Source organism: Phyllobacterium sp. T2-21, from assembly GCF_055378485.1.
Window position 1 is genome coordinate 1,708,487 of sequence record NZ_AP027912.1, and the last position, 22,292, is coordinate 1,730,778.

The 22,292-nt window shown below is 61.3% G+C and carries 25 protein-coding genes; 14 read left to right on the top strand and 11 right to left on the bottom strand.

From position 1 onward, the window contains the following. Positions 1-113 precede the first annotated feature (113 nt). Positions 114-1,406, top strand: a complete 1,293-nt coding sequence (locus tag ACZ5FP_RS08525; RefSeq protein ID WP_464663025.1) for an MFS transporter — start codon at positions 114-116, stop codon at positions 1,404-1,406. On the opposite strand, the gene ACZ5FP_RS08530 is transcribed toward ACZ5FP_RS08525, so the two are convergent. The 4 genes from ACZ5FP_RS08530 to ACZ5FP_RS08545 all read right to left on the bottom strand — a co-directional run bounded on the left by ACZ5FP_RS08530 (position 1,324) and on the right by ACZ5FP_RS08545 (position 3,921). Continuing rightward, positions 1,324-1,833, bottom strand: coding sequence for an EVE domain-containing protein (locus ACZ5FP_RS08530; RefSeq protein WP_464663026.1), 510 nt, complete (start codon positions 1,831-1,833; stop codon positions 1,324-1,326). The genes ACZ5FP_RS08525 and ACZ5FP_RS08530 overlap by 83 nt on opposite strands. After that, positions 1,830-2,216 carry a VOC family protein gene (locus ACZ5FP_RS08535; RefSeq protein WP_464663027.1) on the bottom strand — a complete coding sequence of 129 codons (387 nt, stop codon included), beginning with the start codon at positions 2,214-2,216 and terminating at the stop codon, positions 1,830-1,832. The genes ACZ5FP_RS08530 and ACZ5FP_RS08535 overlap by 4 nt, the downstream gene beginning before the upstream one ends. Positions 2,217-2,285: 69 nt before the next feature. Further along, positions 2,286-2,978 (bottom strand): helix-turn-helix transcriptional regulator, encoded by a 693-nt coding sequence (locus ACZ5FP_RS08540; RefSeq protein ID WP_464663028.1) that lies wholly within the window; start codon positions 2,976-2,978, stop codon positions 2,286-2,288. Positions 2,979-3,036: 58 nt separating this feature from the next. Then, a complete protein-coding gene (locus tag ACZ5FP_RS08545) occupies positions 3,037-3,921 on the bottom strand; it encodes a carbon-nitrogen hydrolase family protein (RefSeq protein ID WP_464663029.1) in 885 nt (294 codons plus the stop codon). Between the two features lie 195 nt (positions 3,922-4,116). Here ACZ5FP_RS08545 and ACZ5FP_RS08550 point away from each other — a divergent pair, with 195 nt between their 5' ends. Next, positions 4,117-4,590: an SRPBCC family protein gene (locus tag ACZ5FP_RS08550; RefSeq protein ID WP_464663030.1), complete on the top strand. Its 474-nt coding sequence runs from the start codon at positions 4,117-4,119 to the stop codon at positions 4,588-4,590. Here ACZ5FP_RS08550 and ACZ5FP_RS08555 read toward each other — a convergent pair whose 3' ends face one another. After that, positions 4,591-5,460 carry a LysR family transcriptional regulator gene (locus ACZ5FP_RS08555; RefSeq protein ID WP_223611406.1) on the bottom strand — a complete coding sequence of 290 codons (870 nt, stop codon included), beginning with the start codon at positions 5,458-5,460 and terminating at the stop codon, positions 4,591-4,593. A 224-nt stretch (positions 5,461-5,684) separates the two neighbouring features. Between ACZ5FP_RS08555 and ampC the strand changes: the two genes are divergently transcribed. The 5 genes from ampC to ACZ5FP_RS08580 all read left to right on the top strand — a co-directional run bounded on the left by ampC (position 5,685) and on the right by ACZ5FP_RS08580 (position 10,169). Continuing rightward, entirely contained in the window at positions 5,685-6,863 is a 1,179-nt protein-coding gene (ampC, locus tag ACZ5FP_RS08560; RefSeq protein WP_464663217.1) for a class C beta-lactamase, read from the top strand. Positions 6,864-7,079: 216 nt separating this feature from the next. Next, positions 7,080-7,424: a hypothetical protein gene (locus ACZ5FP_RS08565; protein ID WP_464663031.1), complete on the top strand. Its 345-nt coding sequence runs from the start codon at positions 7,080-7,082 to the stop codon at positions 7,422-7,424. A gap of 188 nt (positions 7,425-7,612) precedes the next feature. Next, complete coding sequence (locus ACZ5FP_RS08570) at positions 7,613-8,065, top strand: c-type cytochrome (RefSeq protein WP_464663032.1); 453 nt, start codon at positions 7,613-7,615, stop codon at positions 8,063-8,065. 22 nt (positions 8,066-8,087) lie between these two features. Continuing rightward, positions 8,088-9,011 carry a cytochrome c gene (locus tag ACZ5FP_RS08575; protein ID WP_464663033.1) on the top strand — a complete coding sequence of 308 codons (924 nt, stop codon included), beginning with the start codon at positions 8,088-8,090 and terminating at the stop codon, positions 9,009-9,011. Between the two features lie 186 nt (positions 9,012-9,197). Beyond that, positions 9,198-10,169, top strand: coding sequence for an aliphatic sulfonate ABC transporter substrate-binding protein (locus ACZ5FP_RS08580; RefSeq protein WP_464663034.1), 972 nt, complete (start codon positions 9,198-9,200; stop codon positions 10,167-10,169). Between the two features lie 18 nt (positions 10,170-10,187). On the opposite strand, the gene ACZ5FP_RS08585 is transcribed toward ACZ5FP_RS08580, so the two are convergent. Further along, entirely contained in the window at positions 10,188-10,634 is a 447-nt protein-coding gene (locus ACZ5FP_RS08585) for a MarR family winged helix-turn-helix transcriptional regulator (RefSeq protein WP_464663035.1), read from the bottom strand. A 73-nt stretch (positions 10,635-10,707) separates the two neighbouring features. On the opposite strand from ACZ5FP_RS08585, the gene ACZ5FP_RS08590 reads away from it, so the two are divergent. Continuing rightward, complete coding sequence (locus tag ACZ5FP_RS08590) at positions 10,708-11,811, top strand: FAD-dependent oxidoreductase (protein ID WP_464663036.1); 1,104 nt, start codon at positions 10,708-10,710, stop codon at positions 11,809-11,811. 2 nt (positions 11,812-11,813) lie between these two features. Here the strand turns inward: ACZ5FP_RS08590 and ACZ5FP_RS08595 are convergent, their stop codons facing one another. Further along, positions 11,814-12,155, bottom strand: coding sequence for a metallophosphoesterase (locus ACZ5FP_RS08595; protein ID WP_426206184.1), 342 nt, complete (start codon positions 12,153-12,155; stop codon positions 11,814-11,816). Positions 12,156-12,323: 168 nt separating this feature from the next. Here ACZ5FP_RS08595 and ACZ5FP_RS08600 point away from each other — a divergent pair, with 168 nt between their 5' ends. Next, the gene (locus tag ACZ5FP_RS08600) at positions 12,324-12,770 is read left to right on the top strand and encodes a hypothetical protein (RefSeq protein ID WP_464663037.1); all 447 of its coding nucleotides are present in this window, start codon (positions 12,324-12,326) and stop codon (positions 12,768-12,770) included. 98 nt (positions 12,771-12,868) lie between these two features. Here the strand turns inward: ACZ5FP_RS08600 and ACZ5FP_RS08605 are convergent, their stop codons facing one another. After that, positions 12,869-14,974, bottom strand: a complete 2,106-nt coding sequence (locus ACZ5FP_RS08605) for a S9 family peptidase (protein ID WP_464663038.1) — start codon at positions 14,972-14,974, stop codon at positions 12,869-12,871. 757 nt (positions 14,975-15,731) lie between these two features. Here ACZ5FP_RS08605 and ACZ5FP_RS08610 point away from each other — a divergent pair. Continuing rightward, positions 15,732-16,169, top strand: a complete 438-nt coding sequence (locus ACZ5FP_RS08610) for a Ros/MucR family transcriptional regulator (RefSeq protein ID WP_091880604.1) — start codon at positions 15,732-15,734, stop codon at positions 16,167-16,169. A 111-nt stretch (positions 16,170-16,280) separates the two neighbouring features. Here the strand turns inward: ACZ5FP_RS08610 and ACZ5FP_RS08615 are convergent, their stop codons facing one another. Then, a complete protein-coding gene (locus tag ACZ5FP_RS08615) occupies positions 16,281-16,568 on the bottom strand; it encodes a cytoplasmic protein (RefSeq protein ID WP_464663039.1) in 288 nt (95 codons plus the stop codon). A 196-nt stretch (positions 16,569-16,764) separates the two neighbouring features. Here ACZ5FP_RS08615 and ACZ5FP_RS08620 point away from each other — a divergent pair, with 196 nt between their 5' ends. Together ACZ5FP_RS08620 and ACZ5FP_RS08625 are read left to right on the top strand one after the other, a co-directional pair. Continuing rightward, a complete protein-coding gene (locus tag ACZ5FP_RS08620) occupies positions 16,765-17,220 on the top strand; it encodes a helix-turn-helix domain-containing protein (protein ID WP_464663040.1) in 456 nt (151 codons plus the stop codon). Further along, positions 17,217-18,023, top strand: coding sequence for a DUF6456 domain-containing protein (locus ACZ5FP_RS08625; RefSeq protein ID WP_464663041.1), 807 nt, complete (start codon positions 17,217-17,219; stop codon positions 18,021-18,023). The genes ACZ5FP_RS08620 and ACZ5FP_RS08625 overlap by 4 nt, the downstream gene beginning before the upstream one ends. A 186-nt stretch (positions 18,024-18,209) precedes the next feature. On the opposite strand, the gene ACZ5FP_RS08630 is transcribed toward ACZ5FP_RS08625, so the two are convergent. Together ACZ5FP_RS08630 and ACZ5FP_RS08635 are read right to left on the bottom strand one after the other, a co-directional pair. Beyond that, on the bottom strand, positions 18,210-18,650 hold the full coding sequence (locus ACZ5FP_RS08630; RefSeq protein WP_346307912.1) for a SufE family protein: 441 nt from the start codon (positions 18,648-18,650) through the stop codon (positions 18,210-18,212). 76 nt (positions 18,651-18,726) lie between these two features. Beyond that, a complete protein-coding gene (locus ACZ5FP_RS08635) occupies positions 18,727-19,209 on the bottom strand; it encodes a DUF5330 domain-containing protein (protein WP_464663042.1) in 483 nt (160 codons plus the stop codon). Between the two features lie 375 nt (positions 19,210-19,584). Between ACZ5FP_RS08635 and ACZ5FP_RS08640 the strand changes: the two genes are divergently transcribed. Next, a complete protein-coding gene (locus tag ACZ5FP_RS08640; protein ID WP_464663043.1) occupies positions 19,585-21,396 on the top strand; it encodes a sensor histidine kinase in 1,812 nt (603 codons plus the stop codon). Then, positions 21,371-22,279: a peptidoglycan-binding domain-containing protein gene (locus tag ACZ5FP_RS08645; protein WP_403170896.1), complete on the top strand. Its 909-nt coding sequence runs from the start codon at positions 21,371-21,373 to the stop codon at positions 22,277-22,279. The genes ACZ5FP_RS08640 and ACZ5FP_RS08645 overlap by 26 nt, the downstream gene beginning before the upstream one ends. The last annotated feature ends 13 nt before the right edge of the window (positions 22,280-22,292 follow it).

Below are 22,292 nucleotides of genomic sequence, written 5' to 3' on the forward strand. Positions count from 1 at the left end.
GCAGAGCAGTGCTCATCTTGTTTCTCCCTCTGCGAAGGGTAGTTGCAATATAAAACCGATGGAGCTAAGACGCAATAGGTTTTAATTTGCAACCACATTCGCAGGAGGATGCGATGAAGCTTGAGCAGGACGATAATCTGGTCATTGGCGGTGGACAAGCGGTCTATACGGATGAAATTGCTGAAAAAACGCCTTTCAGCGGGCCGCAGGCCATAGAATTCTCCCGCCCCCTGGCACTTCTGTTTGCCGTTGCCTGCGGACTGGCCGTGGCGAACGTCTATTTTGCGCCGCCGCTGCTCGACGCCATTGCCGACAGTTTTGGCATGAGCCACGCCACCATCGGCATGATCGTCTCGATTTCACAGGTCGGTTACGGGCTTGGCCTGCTGCTGATCGTGCCGCTGGGCGATCTGATCGACCGCCGCCGACTGATCGCCGGCCAATCGGTTCTCTCCGCGCTGGCCCTGCTGGCGGTGTGCTTTGCCCCGACCTCGCTCGCGCTGCTGGTGGCGATGGCCGCCATCGGCCTGCTCGCCGTTGTCACGCAGGCGCTCGTCGCCTATGCCGCCAGTCTGGCAAAGCCGCATGAGCGGGGGCAGGTGGTCGGGATCGTCACCAGCGGCATCGTCATTGGTATTCTGCTCGCCCGCACCATTGCCGGTGGCATGGCCGATCTGGCGGGCTGGCGCTCGGTCTATGCTGTCTCGGCGGTGCTGACGCTGATCATTGCAGCGCTGCTGTTTCACTTCCTGCCACGCAACGAAGTGCGGCGGACAAAAATCGCCTATCCGAAGCTGATCGGATCGGTTTTCCGCCTGTTCATCGAAGAGCCGGTGCTGCGTATCCGTGCCATCATTGCCATGTTCATCTTCGCCGACATCACCATGCTTTTGACACCGCTGGTGCTGCCGCTGAGCGCTCCGCCGTTTTCGCTGTCGCATACTGAAATCGGGCTGTTCGGTCTTGCCGGCGCTGCCGGAGCGCTGGCGGCCTCGCGGGCAGGGCGCTGGGCCGACCGGGGCCATGCGCAGCGCACCACCGGCATTGCCCTGACCATCATGCTCCTGTCGTGGATACCGGTCGCCTTCATGCAGACGTCACTGTGGTTCCTGATCATCGGCATTGTGACCATCGATTTCGCCCTGCAGGCGGTACATGTTTCCAACCAGAGCCTGATCTACCGCGTGCGTCCGGAAGCGCAGAGCCGCCTGACGGCGGGCTATATGATCTTCTATTCAATCGGCAGTGCGGCAGGCTCGCTCGGCTCCACGCTGGTCTACGCCTCCGCCGGCTGGGCAGGGGTCAGCCTCGCTGGGGCGGGCATCAGTGCGCTTGCCCTGATGTTCTGGGCTGCAACCCGTCATCGCACGCCATCCGGAGCGATGGCAGAGGCGGGGCAACATTAAGCCCTTGACGATGGGCATGCATGGCCCCGGCGATGACATCAAAATCCTCCGGGCTGATGGCTAGCACCCCGAAGCGGAACTGGTAGCCCCAGTTCTGCCTGCCCCTGGTGAAGCTGAGACTGTCGAGCAGCGGGCGGATGTCCGCTTCCGTGGCATCGAACCAGCCGATATTGCGGCGCCACGGCACGAACCCTCCGCCCATGTCGTGGCGGTAGGCGTCTTCCGCCTGCACCATGCCGATGGCAGTGAAAGCCTGCAGGCGGTCCTTGCCGCCGAATATCTCGGTCGGCGAATAATAGACCACCCCGTCGCCAGGCTTGATGCGCTTCAGTGGGCCTTCCTTGCCGTGGCACACCTGCATGAAGCCGTCCTGCAGGCCGCGGCGGACATGGTCCGCCGAAGCAACTGCGATCCAGTGCCGGCTCATTGCGCCGTTCCCTGTTGTGGGGTGGCGGCAAACATCCGCAGCCGGTGACCATCCGGATCGAGGGCAACAAAGGTATAGCCGAAATCCATGTGCACCGGCGCCTGAACGATCGGCAACCCGCGTGCCGCCCAGTCCCTGTGGGTTGCCTCGACTTCGCTGTCCGTATCCACGCTGAACACGAGTTCGCTGCCCGAACCAATGCTGGTAACGGCCGGTTCAACCTTGTTGTGCGCCCAGACGCCGAGCAGCGAGCCGGAGTCGAGGGCAAACATGGCAAAATTGACCGTTTCTTCAAGCGGTTCGCGCTTGAGCAGAGCCGCATAGAAGGCGCGGCTGGCAGGGGCATTGGCAACGTAAAGAATGATGAGATTGGGGTTGGCCACGGCATTTCTCCTTCAGGTTTTGATGGGAACACCATAAAACGGCATGCTGCCAGTTTCTGGCAGTAGTGATCAGCGCGGCTGGGCGATACCCTGCGCGTCGCGCCACTCCTGCAAAAGGACCTGCCGGCGCTTGGGATAGCGTATGTCCGTTGCTTCGAGCCGCGACAGCCGGTCCGTGCGGAAATGCCGGAAATCCTGGCGCAGTTCACACCAGGCAACGATGACGCGCATTTTATCGAAGAAACCCAGCGCGAAGGGCCAGATCAGGCGGCTGGATTGACTGCCATTGCCGTCGCGATAGGTGATATCGAGCTTACGCTCGCTGCGGATCGCTTTGCGCACGTCGGCAAGATCGACGCCATCGGTTGCCGATCCGTCCCCGGGACCGACCAGCAGGGCAGAGGTATCGACGCTCTCTCGCAGGTCGTCCGGCAGCACCGCCGCGATCTTGTTGAGGGCATCGCGCGCCGCCGTGGAAAGCCGGTTGTCCGGCTGTTTGGCCACCCAGCGCGAGCCGAGCACCAGCGCTTCGATCTCCTCCTCGGTGAACATCAGCGGCGGCAGCATGAAGCCGGGGCGCAGCACATAGCCGAGGCCGGGTTCGCCCTCGATATGCGCACCCTGCGCCTGCAGGGTGGCGATGTCGCGATAGAGCGTGCGGATGCTGATGCCGGTCTCCTCCGCCAGCACCTTGCCCGCGACCGGACGCCGATAGCGGCGCATGGTCTGGATCAGGTCGAGAAGGCGCTGGGATCGGGACACGGTTACTCACCTGCGGGGATGCGTTGCCACATCATGCCATATTTTGGCAGTGGTTGCATCAAGCCTTCTTGACTTCCAGATAGGGCGCGTAGAGGCTGCCGTCGCTGGCTGAACGCCGGAATTCCAGCACCCGCTGGCAGAAGGCGTCGAGTTCCGGATCGTCGGTCAGCACATTCAGGATGAAACCGGTTTCGTCCCGTACCGCGCTGCCGCCGTGATGGCCAGTGCGCTCGATCCAGAAGCTGGGGAAATTCTGGCGCGGCCGGCACGAGTTGGATGAACTGACGGCATACTGGTTGAGCCAGGCATAGCCCTGGATCAGCGGCTGGATCGTGTGGGCCTCGATCCGGTCGCGCGATACATTGTCCGCGTAGCAGGAATGGAAGACCAGCTCGACCTTGCCGGCGTGTTCCTGCCAGAGTTCGGGAAAGGCCCAGTCGAGGCAAATGAGAAAACCGCAGCGCACGCCCTTGATATCGAGAATCAACGGCGTGTCGCCCGGCGCAAAGGCGCGCAGATCGTTGATCGAGCAGCGCCGCTTGTCATAGCGCCCGGCAATCGCTCCCCTATCGTCAAACACGAACAGCGCATTGGTGGGCCGGGTGTGCGCGTGATCCCAATGCACCGAACCGGTGACGATCCAGATCGCGTGGGTGCGGCCCGCCTCGGCAACCCTGTCCATGGCGGCGTTGAGCGTTGCCCATTCGAAATCATCCCACGATGGCCATGTCGCGGCGCCATAGCCGGAGAGGGCGCATTCGGGAAAATGCACGACATCAGCACCGGCAGATGCGGTGCGGGCGATGAGATCGAGCATGTGGGTCAGATTGGAGTTGATGTCATGCGAAACCGGAAACTGGCAGGTGGCCACCGTCAGCCGGGCAGGCTTGCCGCGCGCGGAAGGCGGGACATCCCAGACATGGTCGGCGCGTTTTTTCTTCACGGGCTTTTCCTTCGACTCACCAGCACCATGGAGTTTACCCGATTGCCGCTTATGCAAGAACCGGTGCGCTGCGCTGGCAGCGGACATTTTCGGTGGCAAGACACTTAAGTCAACAATTAAGTATTGGTTGCGTGACAGCCAATCGCGTGATACTTAAGCAATCACTTAATGAATTGACCGGCAAGGGAGGACATCATGACCGGAGGTTCCGTCAACCATGCAACCATCGTTGTCGAGCGCACCTATGATGCCTCGCCGGAGCGCGTATTTGCTGCCTGGTCCAGTGTCGAGGCGCTCCTGCGCTGGAACGCCATGGGCGATGGCTGGCACGCGGCCTATGATCACTTCGATTTTCGTATCGGCGGCGGTGACATCTTCCGTTTCGGCAAGACCGGCGGCGAAACCTATATCAGCACCAGTTCCTACCAGGATATCGTGCCGAATGAACGGATCATTTCCGCCGGTACGATGAGACGCGAAACGACGCCCATTTCCAGCAGCATCGTGACCGTTGACCTCACGCCGTCGGGCAAAGGCTGCCGCCTTGTTCTCACCGAACAGGCGGCCTTTCTTGATGATGAAGACAAGCCGGAATACCGCCAGGCCGGCTGGAGCGCCATGCTCGACAATCTCGGCGAGGCATTGAAAAGCCAAGCCGCATCGGCCTGATCAGGGCGCTGAAACGATCCATTCGGCAAAGGCGGTCATGGCTGGTGTCGGCGTGCGCGATTGCAGCCGCGTCAGCCAGTAGCTTCCCAGCGAGATCGAGGTCTGGAACGGCTGTTCGATGGCGCCTGCGGTCAGATGGCGTGAAAACATCATCGGTGGTGCAAGAGCAACGCCGATCCCCTGCAGGGCGGCTTCCATCATGGCCAAGGACGAGTCGAACACGATGGCTTTGTTCAATTGCGGCGAGGCGGGAACGTTGGCCGCCGCGAACCAGTTGTTCCACTCATCCATGCGATAGCTTCTAAGCAGCGTGTGACTGGCAAGATCGGCAGGCTCCAGCAGCGTCTCGGCCAGCTGCGGCACGCACAGCGGCGAGAGCGGCGCCTCGAACAGACGGGTCGCATCCGTGCCGTGCCAGGCGCCGTTGCCGAAGCGGATGGCAAAATCCAGCCCTTCCGCCGCCATGTCGACGCGATTGTTGTTGGTCGACAGCCGGACCTCGATAAAGGGAAACTGCCGCTGGAAATCCGGCAGTCTCGGCAGGAGCCAGCCGACGGCGAATGTGCCGACCGCGCCCAGAAACAGCAGCTCGCGGACCTGTCCCCCCTCGATCCGGTCAAGCGTGTCGGCCATCCGGTCGAAGGAACCTGTGACCACGGGCAAAAGCGCTTCGCCTTCCGCCGTTATCTTCAGGCCGCGCGGCAGACGCAGGAACAGCGGTACGCCCAGGCGCATTTCCAGGCTTTTCACCTGCTGGCTCACCGCAGCCTGCGTCACGCACAATTCGATGGCCGCGCGGGTGAAGCTCAGGTGCCGCGCGGAAGCTTCGAAGGCTCTGAGGCCGTTGAGAGGGAGAAATGGCCGAACCATGTGTGCCCTAGTTTTTCTTATGTCTGCCCCGAGATATCATGTTTTGACAGGGCATCCCAGCCGGTTAGATAGATGCGGCTCAGCAGGTCTGCGATGCAATGCGGAAGCCAGTCTTATGTCAGGCGATCTCCATGACCAGCACCTGCGGGGTTTTCAACCGGCGCGCAATCCGCGCCGGTCGCGGACCCGTCCACAATGCCGAACCAGCAAAGGAAGTCGAAGAAATGCCAGCGAAAGCCACCAGAGTTCTGCTCTCCATCCTGTTTGCCGCCTGTGCGCCGGCCGCCATGGGGCATGCGGCCGACAAACCGGCGACGGCAGTCAGGGCCGTCGTGGATGCGGCAATCAGGCCGGTCATGGAAAAATACAATATTCCCGGAATGGCCGTCGCCGTCACGATCAAGGGAAAGCCCTATCTGTTTGACTACGGCGTTTCCTCCCGGGAAACCGGCAAGCCGGTCACGGCCGATACGCTCTTCGAGATCGGATCGATCAGCAAGACCTTCGTGGTCACGCTTGCGGCCTATGCGCAGGCAAACGGTCAGCTTTCCCTGTCGGACAAGACCAGCAAGTATCTGCCGTCCATGCGGGATACGGCCTTCGGCAATGTCAGCCTGATGCATCTTGGCACCCATACGCCGGGCGGCTTCCCGGTGCAGGTTCCCGACGAGGTGAAGAACGATGACCAGCTGATGACCTATCTGCAGAACTGGAAGCCGGCCTATGCCGCCGGAACATACCGGACCTATGCCAATCCGAGCATCGGCATGCTGGGTTACATCGCGGCAAAGGCGATGAACCGGAATTTTGCCGCACTGATGGAAGGCCAGCTGTTTCCGGCCCTTGGCTTGAAAAGCACCTATATCAACGTCCCGGACACCAAAATGGCGGACTATGCCCAGGGTTATACCAGGAAGGATGTCCCGGCCCGGGTGAGCAAGGCGGTCCTTTCCTCGGAAGCCTATGGCGTGAAAACCACCAGCACGGACCTGGTCCGCTTCCTGGAAGCAAACATGAAAATGGCCAGGCTGGAAGGCAAGCTGCAGCGGGCAATCGCCGATACGCATACCGGCTATTTCAAGGTCGGCGCGATGACGCAGGACCTGATCTGGGAACAATATGCCTATCCGGTCGATCTGAAGACGCTGCTGCGCGGCAACTCTCCCGACATGCTCAAGCCGACGCCGGTGACCGCGCTGACGCCGCCGCAGCCTGCCCGCGACGATGTGCTCATCAACAAGACAGGTTCCACCAACGGCTTCGGCGGCTATGTCGCCTTCGTGCCGAAAAAGCAGTTCGGCATCGTCATTCTGGCCAACAAATACTATCCCAATGAGGACCGCATCCGCATGGCCTATCAGATACTGACACGGCTGGATGCCAACAACGGCGCGAGCGAATAAGGGATGCCCCGGCGGGCCGTGCGAAGGTGTTTTCACATATTCGCACGGCCGGTTTTTATATGTGATCGCCCGCGTCCCCCGTGCCATTGCTGCGCCATATTGATTATTCATCTCTGGTTCATGGGATTAGACTTAAGTCTATTCCCAAGGGACTTAACATGTCGAAATGCACGTTCACTCAGGGCGCATTTCACTGGAGGCACTATGAAAAAGTTGATGTCAGCTCTTTTTGCCGTCGTGATGTCGATCGGGGCCCTCGGAGCAGCCGGACCGGTGTCCGCCGCCCCGATGACTGTCGAAAGGCCCATCACCGCAACAGGGCCAGCGGCTGCAGACAGCAATGTGCAGCGCGTTCAGTATTACCGTGACTATTACGATCGCCGCTACGACCGCCGCTATTATCATCGCTATGACCGCCGCTGGGATCGCCCGCACTGGCGCCATCGCTATGATCGCCGTTGGGACCGTCGTTGGGACCGGCGCTATTATCATCGCTATGACCGCCGTTGGGATCGCCCGTACTGGCATCACCGCCATGATCGCAGATGGCGCCGTATCTGACGGACAGACAGCAAAACCCCGGCCGAAAGCCGGGGTTTTTCGTATGCGAACCAACCTCTGTCATACGAAAATGTGATCGTATGGGGCGGGTGCAATCCGGGATGTTTACTGTAGGGTTCGGACCCGAGAATGCCCCTGAAAACCCTTGAAGCCACATGTTCTTGAAGCCACGAGAGTTGGAGACATCCATGAAGAGACTGATTGCATTCGCTGCGGCGCCTTTGCTGGCCATGGCAGTGTTTTCGGCTGCCGCAGGCGCTGATCCGATTGCGGACCGGCAGGCGATTATGAAGGATCAGGGCAAGACCATCGGCAGTATCGTCCCGATTGCCAAAGGCGAAAAGCCGTTTGATGCGGCTGCGGTGCTGGCGGCTCTCAGCAGGCTGAACGAGGATGCGCAGAAGATCGATCCGGCAGCGCTGTTTCCGGCCGGCAGCGACACCGGCGGCGAAACCACCGCTTCGCCGAAAATCTGGGAAGACAATGCGGGCTTCGTCGCGGCTGTCAACAAGTACAAGGCCGATGCCGCAGCGGCGGCTGCCGCCAAACCGCAGGACCTTGACAGCTTCAAGCTTGTCTTCGCGCAAGTCTCGCAGAATTGCGGCGCCTGCCATCAGACCTTCCGCGTCAAGAAGAACTGACCGGACAGGCGGGGGAGGCACAATGATCCGCAAGCTGCTGCTGCTCGTCATTGTGGCTGCCCTGGCCGGGGGCGCCGGATTCTGGTTGCTGTCGGCACCGTCGCGGGTTGATCCGGCACGGCTTGCCGCCGCGGCTCCCGGTGATGCCAAGCGCGGCGAACGGGTATTCTGGGCAGGGGGCTGCGCCTCCTGCCATGCCGCGCCGGGCGCCAGAGGCGATGCGCGTCTGGTGCTGGCAGGCGGCCATGAGCTGGTCACGCCGTTCGGTACCTTCGTTACCCCCAATATTTCTCCCTCCGGCAAGGGCATTGGCACCTGGTCGTTCGAAGACCTGGCCAATGCCATGCTCGCCGGGGTATCGCCGGATGGAAGGCACTATTATCCCGCCTTTCCCTACACCTCCTATGCGCGCATGCGGGTGCAGGATATCGCCGATCTCTATGCCTACCTGAAAACGCTGCCGCCGTCGGACAATGTCGCGGCGGCTCACCGGCTGCGTTTCCCCTTCACCGTTCGCCGGGGATTGGGGCTGTGGAAATGGCTCTATCTGACATCCGATCCGGTTCTCACGATCGCCGATGCCACGGATGCGATCAAGCGCGGCCAGTATCTGGTGGAAGGCCCCGGCCATTGCGGTGAATGCCACACACCGCGCAACGCCATTGGCGGGCTGGACAAGAGCCGCTGGCTGGCCGGCGCAAAGGCACCCGAGGGCAAGGGTGTCGTTCCCAACATCACGGGCGGCGAGGGCGGTATCGACAGCTGGTCGGAAAAGGTCATCGCCTATGCCCTGGAAAGCGGGTTTACGCCCGATTTCGACTCGCTCGGCGGGTCGATGACCGATGTCGTGCTGAACACGGCGCATCTGGAGCCGGCCGACCGGGCGGCGATCGCGGCTTACCTGAAAGCCATTCCTGCCCATCCCCGGGGGTTCCCAAAACCCTGAACGCACGCCGCCGGGATTGCCTTTCGGCCAAACGATTTCACTTCATCCGGCCTGGCGGGGCATGATTTTCTCGATCCCGCCTATTGTTCAATATTTATGACGTCGATCCGGTTCCGCGTTTACCCCATCCTTGCGTGTGAGGTGTCTGCCCGTGGCAGCCCGCAGGAGATGGAAAGGATGGCATCGATGGTTACACGCAGACAGACTCTTTCGCTGATCGGGGCGGCGGCCGTAACTGCGCTCGTGCCGTTGACCGTCCGGGCGGCCGCTACGGTGCCGCCGAAAATACTGCGCATCGGCTGGCAGAAGAATGGTGTCCTCGCCCTGGCCAAAGGGACGGGCGCGCTGGAGAAACGCTTGGCAGCGCGCGGCATCGCCGTGAGCTGGGCCGAATTCTCCTCCGGTCCGCCGCTGCTCGAGGCGCTGGGTGCCGGTGCGGTCGATTTCGGTCCGACCGGCGATGTGCCGCCGCTCTTTGCGCAGGCCGCGGGCGGCAATCTGGTCTATGCCGGCACCTACAAGGGCTCGCCGGACGGATCGGCCATTCTGGTGCGCAGGGATTCGCCGATCAACAGTCTTGCCGATCTCAAGGGCAAGCGCGTTGCCTTCAAGCGCGGCTCGAGCGCACACAATTTTACGGTCAAGGCGCTGCGCACGGCGGGCCTGTCGGTGAACGACATCACGGCGTCGGACCTGTCGCCGCCGGATGCGGCGGCGGCCTTTTCCTCCGGCCAGATCGATGCGTGGTCGATCTGGGACCCCTATCTGGCGGTTGCCGAAAAACGTCCCGGAACCCGTGTTCTGGCAACGGGCCGGGGAATCGTCGACAGCTGGTCGTATTTCCTCAGCAATGGCGATTTCGCCGCCGCCCATGGCGACATCCTGAGCGATGTGCTGGACGAACTGGCGCGGGTTGGCCGGGCGGCGCAGGACAATCTGGACGAAACCGTCGCCGCCCTGTCGAAAATCACCGGCGTGCCTGAGGATATCCAGAGGGTCACGCTGACTCGCGACGGTGCCCAGCTGGGGAATGTCGGAGCCGTCACCCCGGAGGTTGTCGCCTATCAGCAGGCGCTGGCGGATGAGTTCTATGCGTTGAAGATCATTCCCAAAAAACTCAACGTCAGCGACATCGTCTGGAAGGGCAGGCCCGCCTGAGCCGCCCATTCGGGGGAATCAGGACTTGCTATCCTCATTGCGCAGATTGGCATTGACGCGATTGAGAAAGGCCACGAACTGCGCCGTCTCGCCGGCGGAAAAACCCGTCATGGCCAGGATGTTGCCCTCGTTCAGCGCCACATAAGCCTGCGGCAGGCGCTCGAAGGCGAGCGCGGTGAGCTCGATGATCTGGCTCCGCCGATGGGCCGGATCGGGCTTGCGCTGAATGAAGCCGTCCCGTTCCATCCGGGCCAGCGCCTGGGCCATGGACGGCTGTTCCACCTGCAGCAGCCGGGCCAGATCGGCCTGCGTCGATGCTTCGCCATTCTTCACCGCCACCAGAACCGGGAGATAGGCCGCGCCGAGACCAAGCGGCCGCAGCCGCTCCTCGCCTCTGCGCATCAGCTCTCGCGCTGCCTGCTTGATGAGGAAAGATGGGGTTTGTCTCGGGTCCGGGCCGGGCATGGCGATTCTCCTTGCATAGGACCCTATGATATGATAATAGGACCCTATGCAATCTACCAGTGAGATGATGAACATGTCAAAGAATTCAGGGATCGCCATTGTCGGCGGTGGCCCAGGCGGGCTGTTGCTCGCGCGTATGTTGTATCTGAAGGGCGTCGCCTTCACCGTTTATGAGCGGGATGAATCGGCCGTGCATCGCGGGCAGGGCGGCATGCTCGACCTGCATCCCGCAACCGGGCAGTATGCCATGAAGCAAGCTGGGCTGTTTGCCGAGTTTCAGCATTTTGCGCGCTACGAAGACCAGGGCACGCGGCTTTATGACAAGCACGGCCTGCTTGTGTACAAGGACGATGCCTCCGACGGGGACCGCCCGGAGATTGACCGCAGCCAATTGAGAGACCTGCTTTTGCGGTCCATTCCGGCAGACAGCGTTCGCTGGGGCTGCCGTTTGACGGAAGCCCTGGGGTGCAATGACGGCACGTTCGAACTGCATTTCGAAAACGGTTCCGTCGCCCGGCATGATTTCGTTGTCGGAGCTGACGGCGTCGGGTCAAGGGTGCGTGCACTGGTGTCGGACGAAAAGCCCCGGCATATCGGACTGACCCTCTATGAACTTGCGATCGACGATGCCGACACGCGCCATCCCGATATCGCGGCGCTGGTCGGACGCGGCACGATGATTGCCAAGGGCGACGGCAAGTCGATCTTCGCGCAGCGCAACGCCAATGCGCATATCCGCGTCTATGCGGCGCTGCGAGGCGAGGAGACGCCGGGGTTCGAGGCGACGAAGGCAAGCCTTGCCGCGCAGTTTGCCGGCTGGGACGGCAGTCTGCTGCAGCTCATAGAATCGGCAAAGGACACGGTGCGGCCCTGGCCGATTTGCGCGCTGCCCGTCGGGCACCGCTGGCAGAGCCGTGCTGGAGTGACGCTGATCGGCGATGCGGCGCATGTCATGCCACCGGCGGGCGAGGGCGGCAATCTGGCGCTGCGCGATGCCGCCGATCTCGCCGATGCCTTGACCGGGGACGAGGACCGGAACACGGCTGTGCGGGCTTACGAAGCCCTGATGTGGGAACGGGCCGCGACGGCTGCGGGCGAGGCGATGCAGGCGATGGCCGCCGGTTTTGCCGAGGACAGTCTGGAAGCAACGATGAAGCGGATCAGCGGCGCGGCCTGAACTCAGCGCCTGTTGCACCCGATCAGCACGGAATTCCCGTCGACATATTTGCTGCGCATGGTGTAGAGCCAGCCGCGGCATTCTTCCATCGTGCGGAAGCAGCGAAAGTCGGAAACCGGCACATTGTCGCTGCCCATGGAAATGATCGGATTGTCGGTCGTGCCGGAATAGCGGCCGACGATCACGCCCGATCCGCGCGGCGGGTTGTTGCAGCGCTGCCCGGCAAATTCGCTGACATTCTTGCGAACCGCTGCCTGCACCCCGGTTGTATCCAGAACCGAAAGCAGGGGTTGGGCGGCGAACGCCACGCCGAGCATCAGGACAAGAGCGCTTCGTTTCATCATAAACCTCCGCAGTGAACCAAGTCTGACATTGCTTCCCCACAAGCGCTTTGTGCCTTTATAGCCGAAACCGCAGCACGTGTAACCGTGACGCGGTGCACGGGCGAACACATCTGCGCGACCAAAGTCGAATTGACGACGAGAGCAAGAAATAGGAATATTATCCCTTGAGTGCTTTCACGAGAAGTTAAAACCACCGCAGTTCCTGAGACCGTTTTGAGGATTTCGTCGATGGCAACGCGATTTTTTGACGATGCGCCCCATGCTTGGGAGCTTGCCGGGCCGGGCTCGGTCCGGGTTTCTGTCCGTGCCTTGCAACTGGCGCGCGATTTTGCTGCAGAAATCGAGCGAACGCGGCCGGGCGAAAGCTGGATCGTTTCCTTCGACTGGGCCGATGCCTGCAGCTTTCGCCAAGCCAATCCGCCGGGGCTATGGCGACATGTCGGCCCCGGTATCGATCTGGCGGCATATAAGAGGCGGAAACTGCCGGAGCACGCTCTGGCAATTTTGGGAAATATGGAAATTGTCTTCAAGATTCCGGCTTATATCCTGGCAGTAAAGACAGAGCGCCTTATCGATACCGACCCGGATGACAGGTCAAAACTGATCTTGCGATAGGGGTACACTCGCGGGAAATGCCGCGCTGATATTTCCAGCTACCCAGTGCATCGGCCGCCCGCTGGTGTCAACGGGCGGCGGGGATGAGGTGCCTGTGATCAGGCGGCGGTCTTGTTCACGAGCTTGAGGGCATAGGCATAGACATAGGCGACTTCCTCCAGATGGGAGAAGCGGCCGGAGGCGCCCGCATGCCCGGCATCCATGTTGACGCGGAACAGCACGGGATGATCGTCGGTCTTGAGCTCGCGCAATTTGGCCACCCATTTGGCCGGTTCCCAGTAGGTGACGCGCGGATCGGTCAGCCCGGCGACCGCCAGAACCGGCGGATAGGCCTGTGCCCGGACATTGTCGTAGGGCGAATAGGACGCCATGTAGGCATAGTCCGTCGGCGAGGTGATCGGATTGCCCCATTCGGTCCATTCGGGCGGGGTGAGCGGCAAGGTATCGTCCAGCATCGTGTTGATGACGTCGACAAAGGGCACTTCGGCGATGATGCCGCCAAACGCCTCCGGCGCCATGTTGGCAACCGCGCCCATCAGCAGGCCGCCGGCCGAGCCGCCATGGGCAATGGTGCCTTGCGGATTGGTAAAGCCTTCCGCCACGAGATGGCGGGCGACCGCGATGAAATCGCTGAACGTGTTCTTCTTGTGCAGGCGCTTGCCGTTCTCATACCAGGCATAGCCCTTGTCCTTGCCGCCGCGAATATGGGCGAGGGCGTAGATGAAACCGCGATCGACGAGCGACAGGCGCGTGGTGCTGAAACTTGCCGACATGGTCGAGCCGTAGGAACCATAGCCGTAGAGCAGGCAGGGTGCGGAACCATCCAGTTTCGTATCGCGGTGATAGACGATGGAAACCGGCACGGTTTCGCCGTCCGCCGCCGGAGCCAGCAGCCGCCGCGTGACATAGTCGTCCGGGTTGTGGCCGGAGGGGACTTCCTGGGTTTTCAGCAGCGTGCGCTCGCGCGTGCGCATATTATAATCGTAGAGCTGCGATGGCGTGGTCATGGAGGAGTAGGAGAAGCGGATGACCTCGCTGTCATATTCGGGGCTTCCCTGCAGGCCGAGGGAAAACGCTTCCTCGTCAAAGGCGATGGCGTGTTCCTCGCCCGTGTGGCGGTTGTGGATCATGATGCGCGGCAGGCCGTTTTCCCGCTCCAGCCAGACCAGATAATCCCTGTAGGCGCCATGGCCGAGCAGCAGGCGTCCCGGCTTGTGCGCCACCACCTCGGTCCAGTTGGCCGGTTCCGGCGCGGTGACCGGCGTGCGCATGATCTTGAAATCCTTGGCACCGTCGATGTTGGTGAGGATGTAGAAGACATCGCCGCCTTCGGTCATGCTGTATTCCACGCCGGACTGGCGCGCGGCGACAAGGCGGGGTTCGGACGCGGCATCCCTGGCATCGAGCAGCCAGACTTCCGACGTTTCGTGATCGTGACAATCGATGAAGATGAAATCATCGAGCGCGCTGCCGCTGACGCCCATGAAAAAGCCGGGATCCATTTCCTCATGGATCAGGCGGTCCGCGCTCTCCGGCTGGCCGAGCACGTGGTAGAACAGGCGCGACGGGCGATGGTTGGCATCCACCTTGGTGTAGTAAAAGCCGGTTGACTGGGCATTCCACACGCCGTCGCCCGATGTTTCCGTGACCACATCGGTTGCGTCGGCCAGCGTCGTCAGATCGCGCACCCGCAATGTGTAGAACTCGGATCCCTTGTCATCGAAACCCCAGATCATTTTGGCGTGATCCGGCGAATGATCGGCGGAAGCCAGGCTGAAATAGGCCTTGCCTTCGCCTTCCAGGTCGCCGTCCAGCAGCATCGTCTCGGCGCCGCCGTCGCGCGGTATGCGGAAGAAGCGCGGATGCTGGCCGCCGGTCTTGTAGGACGTGCCATAGGCAAAGGGGCCGTCCTTGGAGGGGACCGAGGAATCGTCTTCCTTGATCCGCCCCTTCATCTCGTCGAACAGGGTGCTCTGCAGCGCCTTCGTGTCGGCCATCAGCGCGGTTTGATAGGTGTTTTCCGCTTCCAGGTGGCTGCGGATGGCCGGATCGAGCACGGACGGATCCTTGAACACGTCCTGCCAGTTGTCGGCGCGCATCCACGCATAGTTGTCGACACGGGTTATGCCGTGGCGCGTGTCCGATACCGGGTGTTTGGCGGATTGCGGGGCGGGAAGAGAGGTGAAACGTGATGTTTTGGTCATGAAATACTCTCAGTACAGTGGATGGAACAGGCTGATGACTTTGCAACGGAACAATGTCGCACTTTGCCGGAGAACACGATGACAATCACATCTGCGAAGGATTCGTCAATCCTGCCTGTCCGGAACAGCGCCGTGCTCCGGGCGTGCCGATAGACGAGATCCGCCGGTTCATCTGCGAATACTGTGGCGCGCCGCCTGCAACACTATTGCCGCGCTCCCGCGCCCGTCGCCAATCCGGTGACGAAAGTCGCATCTTTTGCCGGTTTTACACCCGTTCGGCCGCTGATCGGGGCTCTCGAGCAGGATTTTTCGCGCATATTTCCACGTAATTTGTCTTTTTGATCAAAAACAGAATTACTTAATATTGTCTCATGTTGCACTAAAGTAGGTCTGGCACTGCACTGAGCGGCCTCCGTTGTTATAGAATGCTTGTGAAATGCGGATTGGTTCCTCATTTTTGCCATTTTTGGTCTTAGTGGTGTTGTGCGGATGTTCACGTGTGAACATTTATGTTATCATATGTGTAGCGGGATTTTAGCTTTCCTGGTCCAATCAGCGCCAGGTTCGCAGTAAATTCAATATCAAGGAAAAATTACAAATATTTCTTTTTTAGGTGAAGTATTGATTTGACAATTAGAGCTCCATCCTGAATACAGTGTCGTCATCAGTGTCAGGGTTTCTGATATTTGCAGATTTATACTGCTTGCTTTCCCGTGTAATACCAACTTTTCAAATTAGATGAAGGATTTGGACTTTGATGACAACATTCGACAATTCAAATACAGCTGCTGGAGACGTTCTCCTGGAACTGACCGCTGAATTGGTTGCTGCTTACGTAAGCAACAATTCAGTGCCATCTGGCGATCTTCCCGCGCTTATCGCTGATGTCCACGCTGCTCTTGGTCGGGTCGGCAGTGGTGCAGAAGCAGTCGTCGCGATTCAGGAAAAGCCAAAGCCTGCAATCAACCCGAAGAAATCCGTTGCGGATGACTACATTGTCTGCCTCGAAGACGGCAAGAAGTTCAAGTCTTTGAAGCGTCATCTGATGACCCATTACGGTCTGACGCCTGAGCAGTACCGCGAAAAGTGGGATTTGGATGCCTCCTATCCGATGGTTGCACCCAATTACGCTGCTGCGCGCTCGCGTCTGGCCAAGAACATGGGCCTCGGCCGCAAGCGCAAGAAGGCTGCTTGACAGCAAGCGGTTCAGACTATTTGCAAGACGGCGCCTTCGGGCGCCGTTTTGTTGTCCGGGCTCCATTTTCCGCGCGCGGGCGACGGCACGGATTTCAGCCCCTCATGGACTTTAGCCCCTCATGGATTTCAGCAAAGTATCCAGGGCTTGCTTGAGACCGATATGACGATTGAGGTCGTAGCTCCAGTGCCCCTTGCCGCCCTTGATCCTCTCTCGTTCAATCAAACGCTTTAATCGCCTGCAATAGGTCTGCTTCTCGGCCGCACCAAGCGCGATCACCGCGTCAAGATCTTCGCCGCAGAGGATTTGCAGCGCCAGGCGTTGCCGCGCCATGCTGCGCTGCGCGTCCCTCGCAGCCAGGAATGCCGCCCTCTGCTTCGTCCATTCGCTCTGAACCATGTTTCCGTCCTCGATGGTAGATGGACACACTTTGCCTTGCTTTGAGGAATGTAGGACAAAAGTCCTAGATTGCGTGAGCGGGTTCAGAAAAGAATCCATGAAAACAACGACATGATGTTTGTGCGCGGGAAAACTTATCCACGGTCTTGCTGGGAATAATATAAGAAGATATTCCTATATATGAAGTGGAGCGAGCATGTCCGAGAATTTCCCCCATCTGATCCGCTCTGCCGCCGAGGCGCGGGCGATGATTGAGATCCTCCGTCAAGCGCGTCCGAAATCGAAGCGGGCAGAGCCCGTTGCCCCGGATGGGGGTGAACCGCCGGACGGCCGTCTTTTTCATGTCTGCGACTGCGTCATCGACATTCTCGCCAGCTTCTTCAATGTCAGCGGCCGCGAACTGCGCGCGCATTCCCGTTGCGAGCGGTCGGTGGCCCGCGTCCGGCAGATCGGCATGTATGTGGCGCATGTCACGCTGTCGCTGACCATGACGGAGGTCGGGCGTGCCTTCGGGCGCGACCGCAGCACGGTCAACCATGCCTGTCATCTGATCGAGGATATGCGCGACGAGCCGGAGTTCGACCGGGTTGTGCAGACTCTTGAAAACATTCTGCGGGCGGCGTTCCTGCGCAGCGGCATGGTGCGCCAATGAGCGTCCGGGGCAAAAGCGGTGCCGGCGTACGCCGGGTGTTGTGCTTTCTGGCCAAGGCTGCCGCGGAACCTGCAACTGCAGGCAATGGCAAGATGACGCTGGAAAGTGCAGGGGGCGGCGCGATTTCCATCGGAACGGCGGTGCTTGACCATGTCCTGCGCGAAGGACTGGCGCGCTCCACTGACGGCATGCTCATCATCACCGATGCGGGCAGGGCGTTTCTGCGCCGGCTGGATGGCGGGGCCGATGCCTTCGCCGCCCAGCATCGCCTTGAAACGCTGGCGGTGCCGGACGTCCGGCCCGGCGCGGCAAGGGTCCGGCGCAACGAAGCGGAATCGCCGCTCGGCCTGTTGCGCCGGCGCAGGGATTCATCCGGCGCCCCGCTGATCAGCGAGGCCGCCTTCAAGGCCGGGGAGCAATTGCGCAACGATTATACGCTCGGCAATTTCATGCCGCCGCTTGGCGTCAACTGGAGTGCCGTGGGAAGCGGTGCCAGCCGCCGATCCGGCAATGGTGTCCTGGAAATCACCGATGCCGTACTGGCGGCACGGCAGCGGGTCGAGCGGGCGCTGGATGCGGTCGGGCCGGAACTGTCCGGCGTGCTGGTGGATGTCTGCTGCTTTCTCAAGGGCCTCGAGAGTGTCGAGCGGGAACGGCAGTGGCCGGTCCGTTCCGCCAAGCTCATCCTCAAGACGGCGCTGGCGGCATTGGACAGGCATTACTGCCCGCCATCGCCCGCCCGGCGCAATCCGCGCATTATTCACTGGGGAACCGGGGATTACCGCCCCACACTTGCGCGGTAGCAGCCTTGTTGTGCGTGGTTCGACAAGCTCACCATGAGGGAGAAAGGTGGGCTGCAATGCCACTTGCAGATGTTGCAGAAAGTAGCTCCCTGCCGCCCTCAACGTCCCTCATGGTGAGCTTGTCGAACCACGCGCCACGCATTGGCGGGAATGCCCCGATGAAAATCCCACTGTCAGGGCGTGTCCTCAGTGCTGCGTGGCGCTGGCTGATCCGAGGGCAGCCTGTGCCTCGTTGCGGATGCGGGCGACCATCGAGCGCAGGCCGTTGGAGCGCTGCGGCGTCAGGTTTTCGTTCAGGCCCAGCTTCTTCAGGATGGCTTCCGGATCGATGGCGAGGATTTCCGACGCCTTCCTGCCGGAATAGAGCACCATCATGATGGCGACGAGGCCGCGCACGATATGCGCATCGGAATCGCCGAGGAAATCGATGACCGGATCGGCACCGTCGCTCGGCGTGCTCTTCAGCCAGACCTGGCTGACGCAGCCATTGACCTTATGCGCCGCATCGCGGGCGGCATCCGGATAGGGCTTCAATTCGCGGCCGAGATCGATGACATAGCGGTAGCGGTCTTCCCAATCGTCCAGGAAGTCGAAATCCGCGATGATGTCGTCAATTGTCTGTGCCATAGGTCCAGTCTCGCATGTGATGTGGCACATATAGTGATGCGAAAGCCGTACGTCATCGTTTTTCCTGTCGCGCAGGCTACTTCTTTGCGATTGTGCCCGTTGTCTTGCCGTCGACGGCATTGGCCTGTTCGCGCTGGCGGATGGCCGCTTCCAGAATTTCGCGCATCGCCATCTCGCGCAGCTTGGCCTTGATCAGATCGCTCTTGTCCGTGGCAGTGGCGGCATCGGCGGTGTCCCCATGGGCGGCGGCAACGGCCGCATCGGCGCCGTTGGTCTTGGCGCCCAGCTGCGTATCGAGATACTGATAACCGACCTTGGCCACTTCGCCGGCGCGAACGCCCGCATTGTTCAGGGCCGCCTTGCCGGTTTCGCAGGCATTGGGATTGCGCGTGCAGAACTGGCTGAGATCGCTGATGGTTTCGCGTGCGGCAAAGAAAGCCTCGAGCGGGCCGGGCTGGGCCGTCCCTTGCGGATTGTCCTTTGAGTCCACTGGAATGAACAGCGAAATCAAAAACATCCAGAAGCAGAACTTGATCGCAAACCTGATCAGGAAGAACATTTCAGATATCCTCTGCCAACACCGGAACCGCTTCCCAGGAGCAGCCCATGCCGAGACATTGCCACAGACAAGGCAAAAACCGGTTGAGACGCGGTTTTGCATTTGAGCGATCATAGAAACCAAGGATTAAGAAATCTTGGAGCCCGAAATGCCGGTTTTGCGATTCGATTGGCAAATCGGCGGCAACCCGAAACCCTTCATTTACCATGCATTGAAAAGCCCCCGCACATTCGGCTGAAACCGGTTGTGCGGGACATCTGCGTCCCCGGTTTTATCCTTTCCTTAAAGCCTCGTCTGCAAAAGTTAACGGCGACATTGAAATGACCGTGACGCATCCGGCCCCGGCCGGACCGTCCGGATAGCAGGAAAAAACTGGTGCCGATTCATTCCGTCACACTGCCCAGAATTGCTGATGCCTACCGGCGCCATTGCAAACGCTGGGTAAGCACATCTGTTGCCGGCGCAGCCGAACGCGACAGGGACGCCCGCATGGCCGGTGCCTTCCTCGCCATGCCGTTCCTGCTCGCCGTTGCGCTGGCCGCCAGCCACTCCCTGTTCAGTGAAGCCGGTGGCATGCTCAGCCTCGGTGTCGGTGTTTTTGCCCTGCCGATGATTTTCTGCGGAACGCTCTCGCTGGTTCGCAACAGCACGCGGCTGGGTCTGGCTGCGCTGGCGTCCTACGGCGCTGCCATCGCGCTGATCGCCGTCATGGCGCCGTCCGCCAATCTCCTGCTCTGGATCATGGGCGCGGCGATCCCGCTCGAAGCCTGGTTCGTCATGCGCTCGCAAAAGGCGCTTGTCCTCTCCGGCGGCATTGCCGCGGCGGTGCTTGCCGTTCTCCTCGGCGTGTCCGTGTGGATGGGCGGCAACGTCACGCTGACGGCATTCTCCCTGCTTGCCGCGCTCGCTTACGGGGCAACGCTGCTGGTCCGTTCCGCCGGTGCGCTGGTGGCGCGCGGTCAGGAAGCGCGCCGCGACGACCGTGTCGCCGATCTGGAGAGCGCCGTTGACGGCGTGGTGATCGGGCTTGGCCGCGACGGCATGATCACCGCATTGTCCTGCAAGGCGCAGGAGCATTTCGGCGTGGCCCGCAGCCTGCTGATCGGCACGGCGCTGGTCGACCGCGTGCACGTCTCGGACCGCGTGCATTTCCTGGCGTTCCTGTCGGATTTGCGCAGCGGTACGGCCGCCACGGCGGCGGAGATAAAGCTGCGCTGCGTTGCACCGGGCGATGCGGCGAAACCGGCGCATACCGTGCGCTTTGCCACCTATCGCCTTTCGGGCGTGCCGCAGAGCCGGGACAATGGTTTCGTCGTTGTGGCAACGGATATTTCCGGCGCAGTCGCCGACCGCTTTGCGCTCGATGCCGCGCGCACCCAGGTCGAGACAGCCGAGGTGACCAAGGGCCGCTTCCTGGCCTCGGTCAGCCATGAGCTGCGCACTCCGCTCAATTCCATCATCGGCTTCTCCGATGTGCTGCTGCAGGAAATCTGCGGCAAGCTGCCCGATGCGCGCCAGCGCGAATATGTCGAGCTGGTGCATCAGTCCGGCACGCATCTGCTTTCCGTGGTCAATGCCATCCTCGACGTATCCAAGATCGAGGCCGGAACCTACCCGATCATGGCCGAGCCCTTCGCCTTCAAGGATGCGGTGACCATGGTGCATGACATGATGGCGCATCAGGCCTCGCAGAAGAACGTGACGCTGTGCGACCGCGTCAGCCGCAACATCGGCACTGTTGTTGCCGACCAGCGCGCCATCCAGCAGGTGCTGATCAACCTGGTGTCCAATGCGGTCAAGTTCACCGAGAGCGGCGGCGTGGTCACCATCGACGCCGGGCTGCATGGCGACATGCTGGCCTTCTCCGTCAGCGATACCGGCATCGGCATTGCCGAGGCGGATCTGCTGACGCTCGGCCAGCCGTTCCGCCAGGTGCAGAACGATTACACGCGCAGGCACGAAGGCACCGGCCTTGGCCTTGCCACCGTCAAGGGCCTGATCGGCCTGCATGGCGGTCAGATGGACATCCGCAGCCGTCCCAGTGAGGGCACGGTGGTGAATGTTCTCATTCCACTCGCCGGTCCGCGGATCGAGCCGGTTCCGGCGGAACCGGTCAATATCGTTGAATTCCGGGCCGACGGCGACAGTGAGGGAGGTTCGCATGCGCAAGCCCGCAAATCGGCCTGACAGCAGGAAGCGCCGCGCGCCGAAGCGCGGCCATATGGCCCGTATCGCCATCGGGGCAGGCGGGCTGATTGCCCGCAACCCGACGATCACCGGCGGCGCGACGGCCTTTCTGGTGACCCTCGGCTTCATCTCCGCCAATGCGCTGTGGTATCAGCCGCAGGTGCATGACGGCGTGTTTTTCCGCACCCGGCCGGAACTGGTGTTCAAGCCGATCAAGCACGATGGCGGCGTATTCGGCACACCGCAGAAGCAGAGCGCCGTCGATGCGCCGGTGCGCAAGGTCAATTCGGTTCCCGTGCCGCAGGGCAATCCTGATCCGGTCGCTGCGGCGATCAACAATGCCGCCGGCAATGGCGGCACGCCCGTGCTGGCACCCGGCGGCGATCCGGAAGTGGCGAAGATGCAGCAGAAACTGCTGTCGCTCGGCTTCTACAACGGCGCGGTGGATGGCCTCGCCGGCAAGGGCACCCGCGCCGCCATCGAGGCCTACCGCAAGGCTTCGGCCGACATGGGCATCGAGACGGCCCAGCCCGCCGTCGGCAGCGCCAGCGACACCACCGCCAGCATTGCGATCCCGGCCGCCAAGCCCGGCCACTCCGCCGAAAAAGCCACCGTCCAGACCGTGTCGGCCACCCCGGCCGACAAGCTGACGGCGGGCACCGCCCAGCCGCCCGCGGGCAGCAGCCTCGCCCCGGCGGAAATCGTCCGCATCCAGGCGGGCCTGCGCGCCTTCGGCAACGACAAGGTGGAGATCGACGGCAAGGTCGGCGCCAGCACCAAGACCGCCATCCGGGAATTCCAGAACCTGTTCAAGCTGCCGGTCACCGGCGAGCCCGATGCGAAACTGCTGGCCAAGATGCAGGAAATCGGCCTGATCAACTGATGAGGCTGGGCAT

Excerpts from the sequence above, each read along its gene's own strand:
- ACZ5FP_RS08565 (WP_464663031.1), top strand. The coding sequence starts at position 7,080 with ATGTCAGCTCTTTTTGCCGTCGTGATGTCGATCGGGGCCCTCGGAGCA.
- ampC (WP_464663217.1), top strand. The coding sequence starts at position 5,685 with ATGCCAGCGAAAGCCACCAGAGTTCTGCTCTCCATCCTGTTTGCCGCC.
- ACZ5FP_RS08595 (WP_426206184.1), bottom strand. The coding sequence starts at position 12,155 with ATGATGAAACGAAGCGCTCTTGTCCTGATGCTCGGCGTGGCGTTCGCC.
- ACZ5FP_RS08525 (WP_464663025.1), top strand. The coding sequence starts at position 114 with ATGAAGCTTGAGCAGGACGATAATCTGGTCATTGGCGGTGGACAAGCG.
- ACZ5FP_RS08550 (WP_464663030.1), top strand. The coding sequence starts at position 4,117 with ATGACCGGAGGTTCCGTCAACCATGCAACCATCGTTGTCGAGCGCACC.
- ACZ5FP_RS08625 (WP_464663041.1), top strand. The coding sequence starts at position 17,217 with ATGAGCGTCCGGGGCAAAAGCGGTGCCGGCGTACGCCGGGTGTTGTGC.
- ACZ5FP_RS08615 (WP_464663039.1), bottom strand. The coding sequence starts at position 16,568 with ATGGTTCAGAGCGAATGGACGAAGCAGAGGGCGGCATTCCTGGCTGCG.
- ACZ5FP_RS08635 (WP_464663042.1), bottom strand. The coding sequence starts at position 19,209 with ATGTTCTTCCTGATCAGGTTTGCGATCAAGTTCTGCTTCTGGATGTTT.
- ACZ5FP_RS08605 (WP_464663038.1), bottom strand. The coding sequence starts at position 14,974 with ATGACCAAAACATCACGTTTCACCTCTCTTCCCGCCCCGCAATCCGCC.
- ACZ5FP_RS08610 (WP_091880604.1), top strand. The coding sequence starts at position 15,732 with ATGACAACATTCGACAATTCAAATACAGCTGCTGGAGACGTTCTCCTG.
- ACZ5FP_RS08530 (WP_464663026.1), bottom strand. The coding sequence starts at position 1,833 with ATGAGCCGGCACTGGATCGCAGTTGCTTCGGCGGACCATGTCCGCCGC.
- ACZ5FP_RS08630 (WP_346307912.1), bottom strand. The coding sequence starts at position 18,650 with ATGGCACAGACAATTGACGACATCATCGCGGATTTCGACTTCCTGGAC.
- ACZ5FP_RS08645 (WP_403170896.1), top strand. The coding sequence starts at position 21,371 with ATGCGCAAGCCCGCAAATCGGCCTGACAGCAGGAAGCGCCGCGCGCCG.
- ACZ5FP_RS08620 (WP_464663040.1), top strand. The coding sequence starts at position 16,765 with ATGTCCGAGAATTTCCCCCATCTGATCCGCTCTGCCGCCGAGGCGCGG.
- ACZ5FP_RS08590 (WP_464663036.1), top strand. The coding sequence starts at position 10,708 with ATGTCAAAGAATTCAGGGATCGCCATTGTCGGCGGTGGCCCAGGCGGG.
- ACZ5FP_RS08555 (WP_223611406.1), bottom strand. The coding sequence starts at position 5,460 with ATGGTTCGGCCATTTCTCCCTCTCAACGGCCTCAGAGCCTTCGAAGCT.
- ACZ5FP_RS08575 (WP_464663033.1), top strand. The coding sequence starts at position 8,088 with ATGATCCGCAAGCTGCTGCTGCTCGTCATTGTGGCTGCCCTGGCCGGG.
- ACZ5FP_RS08585 (WP_464663035.1), bottom strand. The coding sequence starts at position 10,634 with ATGCCCGGCCCGGACCCGAGACAAACCCCATCTTTCCTCATCAAGCAG.
- ACZ5FP_RS08580 (WP_464663034.1), top strand. The coding sequence starts at position 9,198 with ATGGTTACACGCAGACAGACTCTTTCGCTGATCGGGGCGGCGGCCGTA.
- ACZ5FP_RS08570 (WP_464663032.1), top strand. The coding sequence starts at position 7,613 with ATGAAGAGACTGATTGCATTCGCTGCGGCGCCTTTGCTGGCCATGGCA.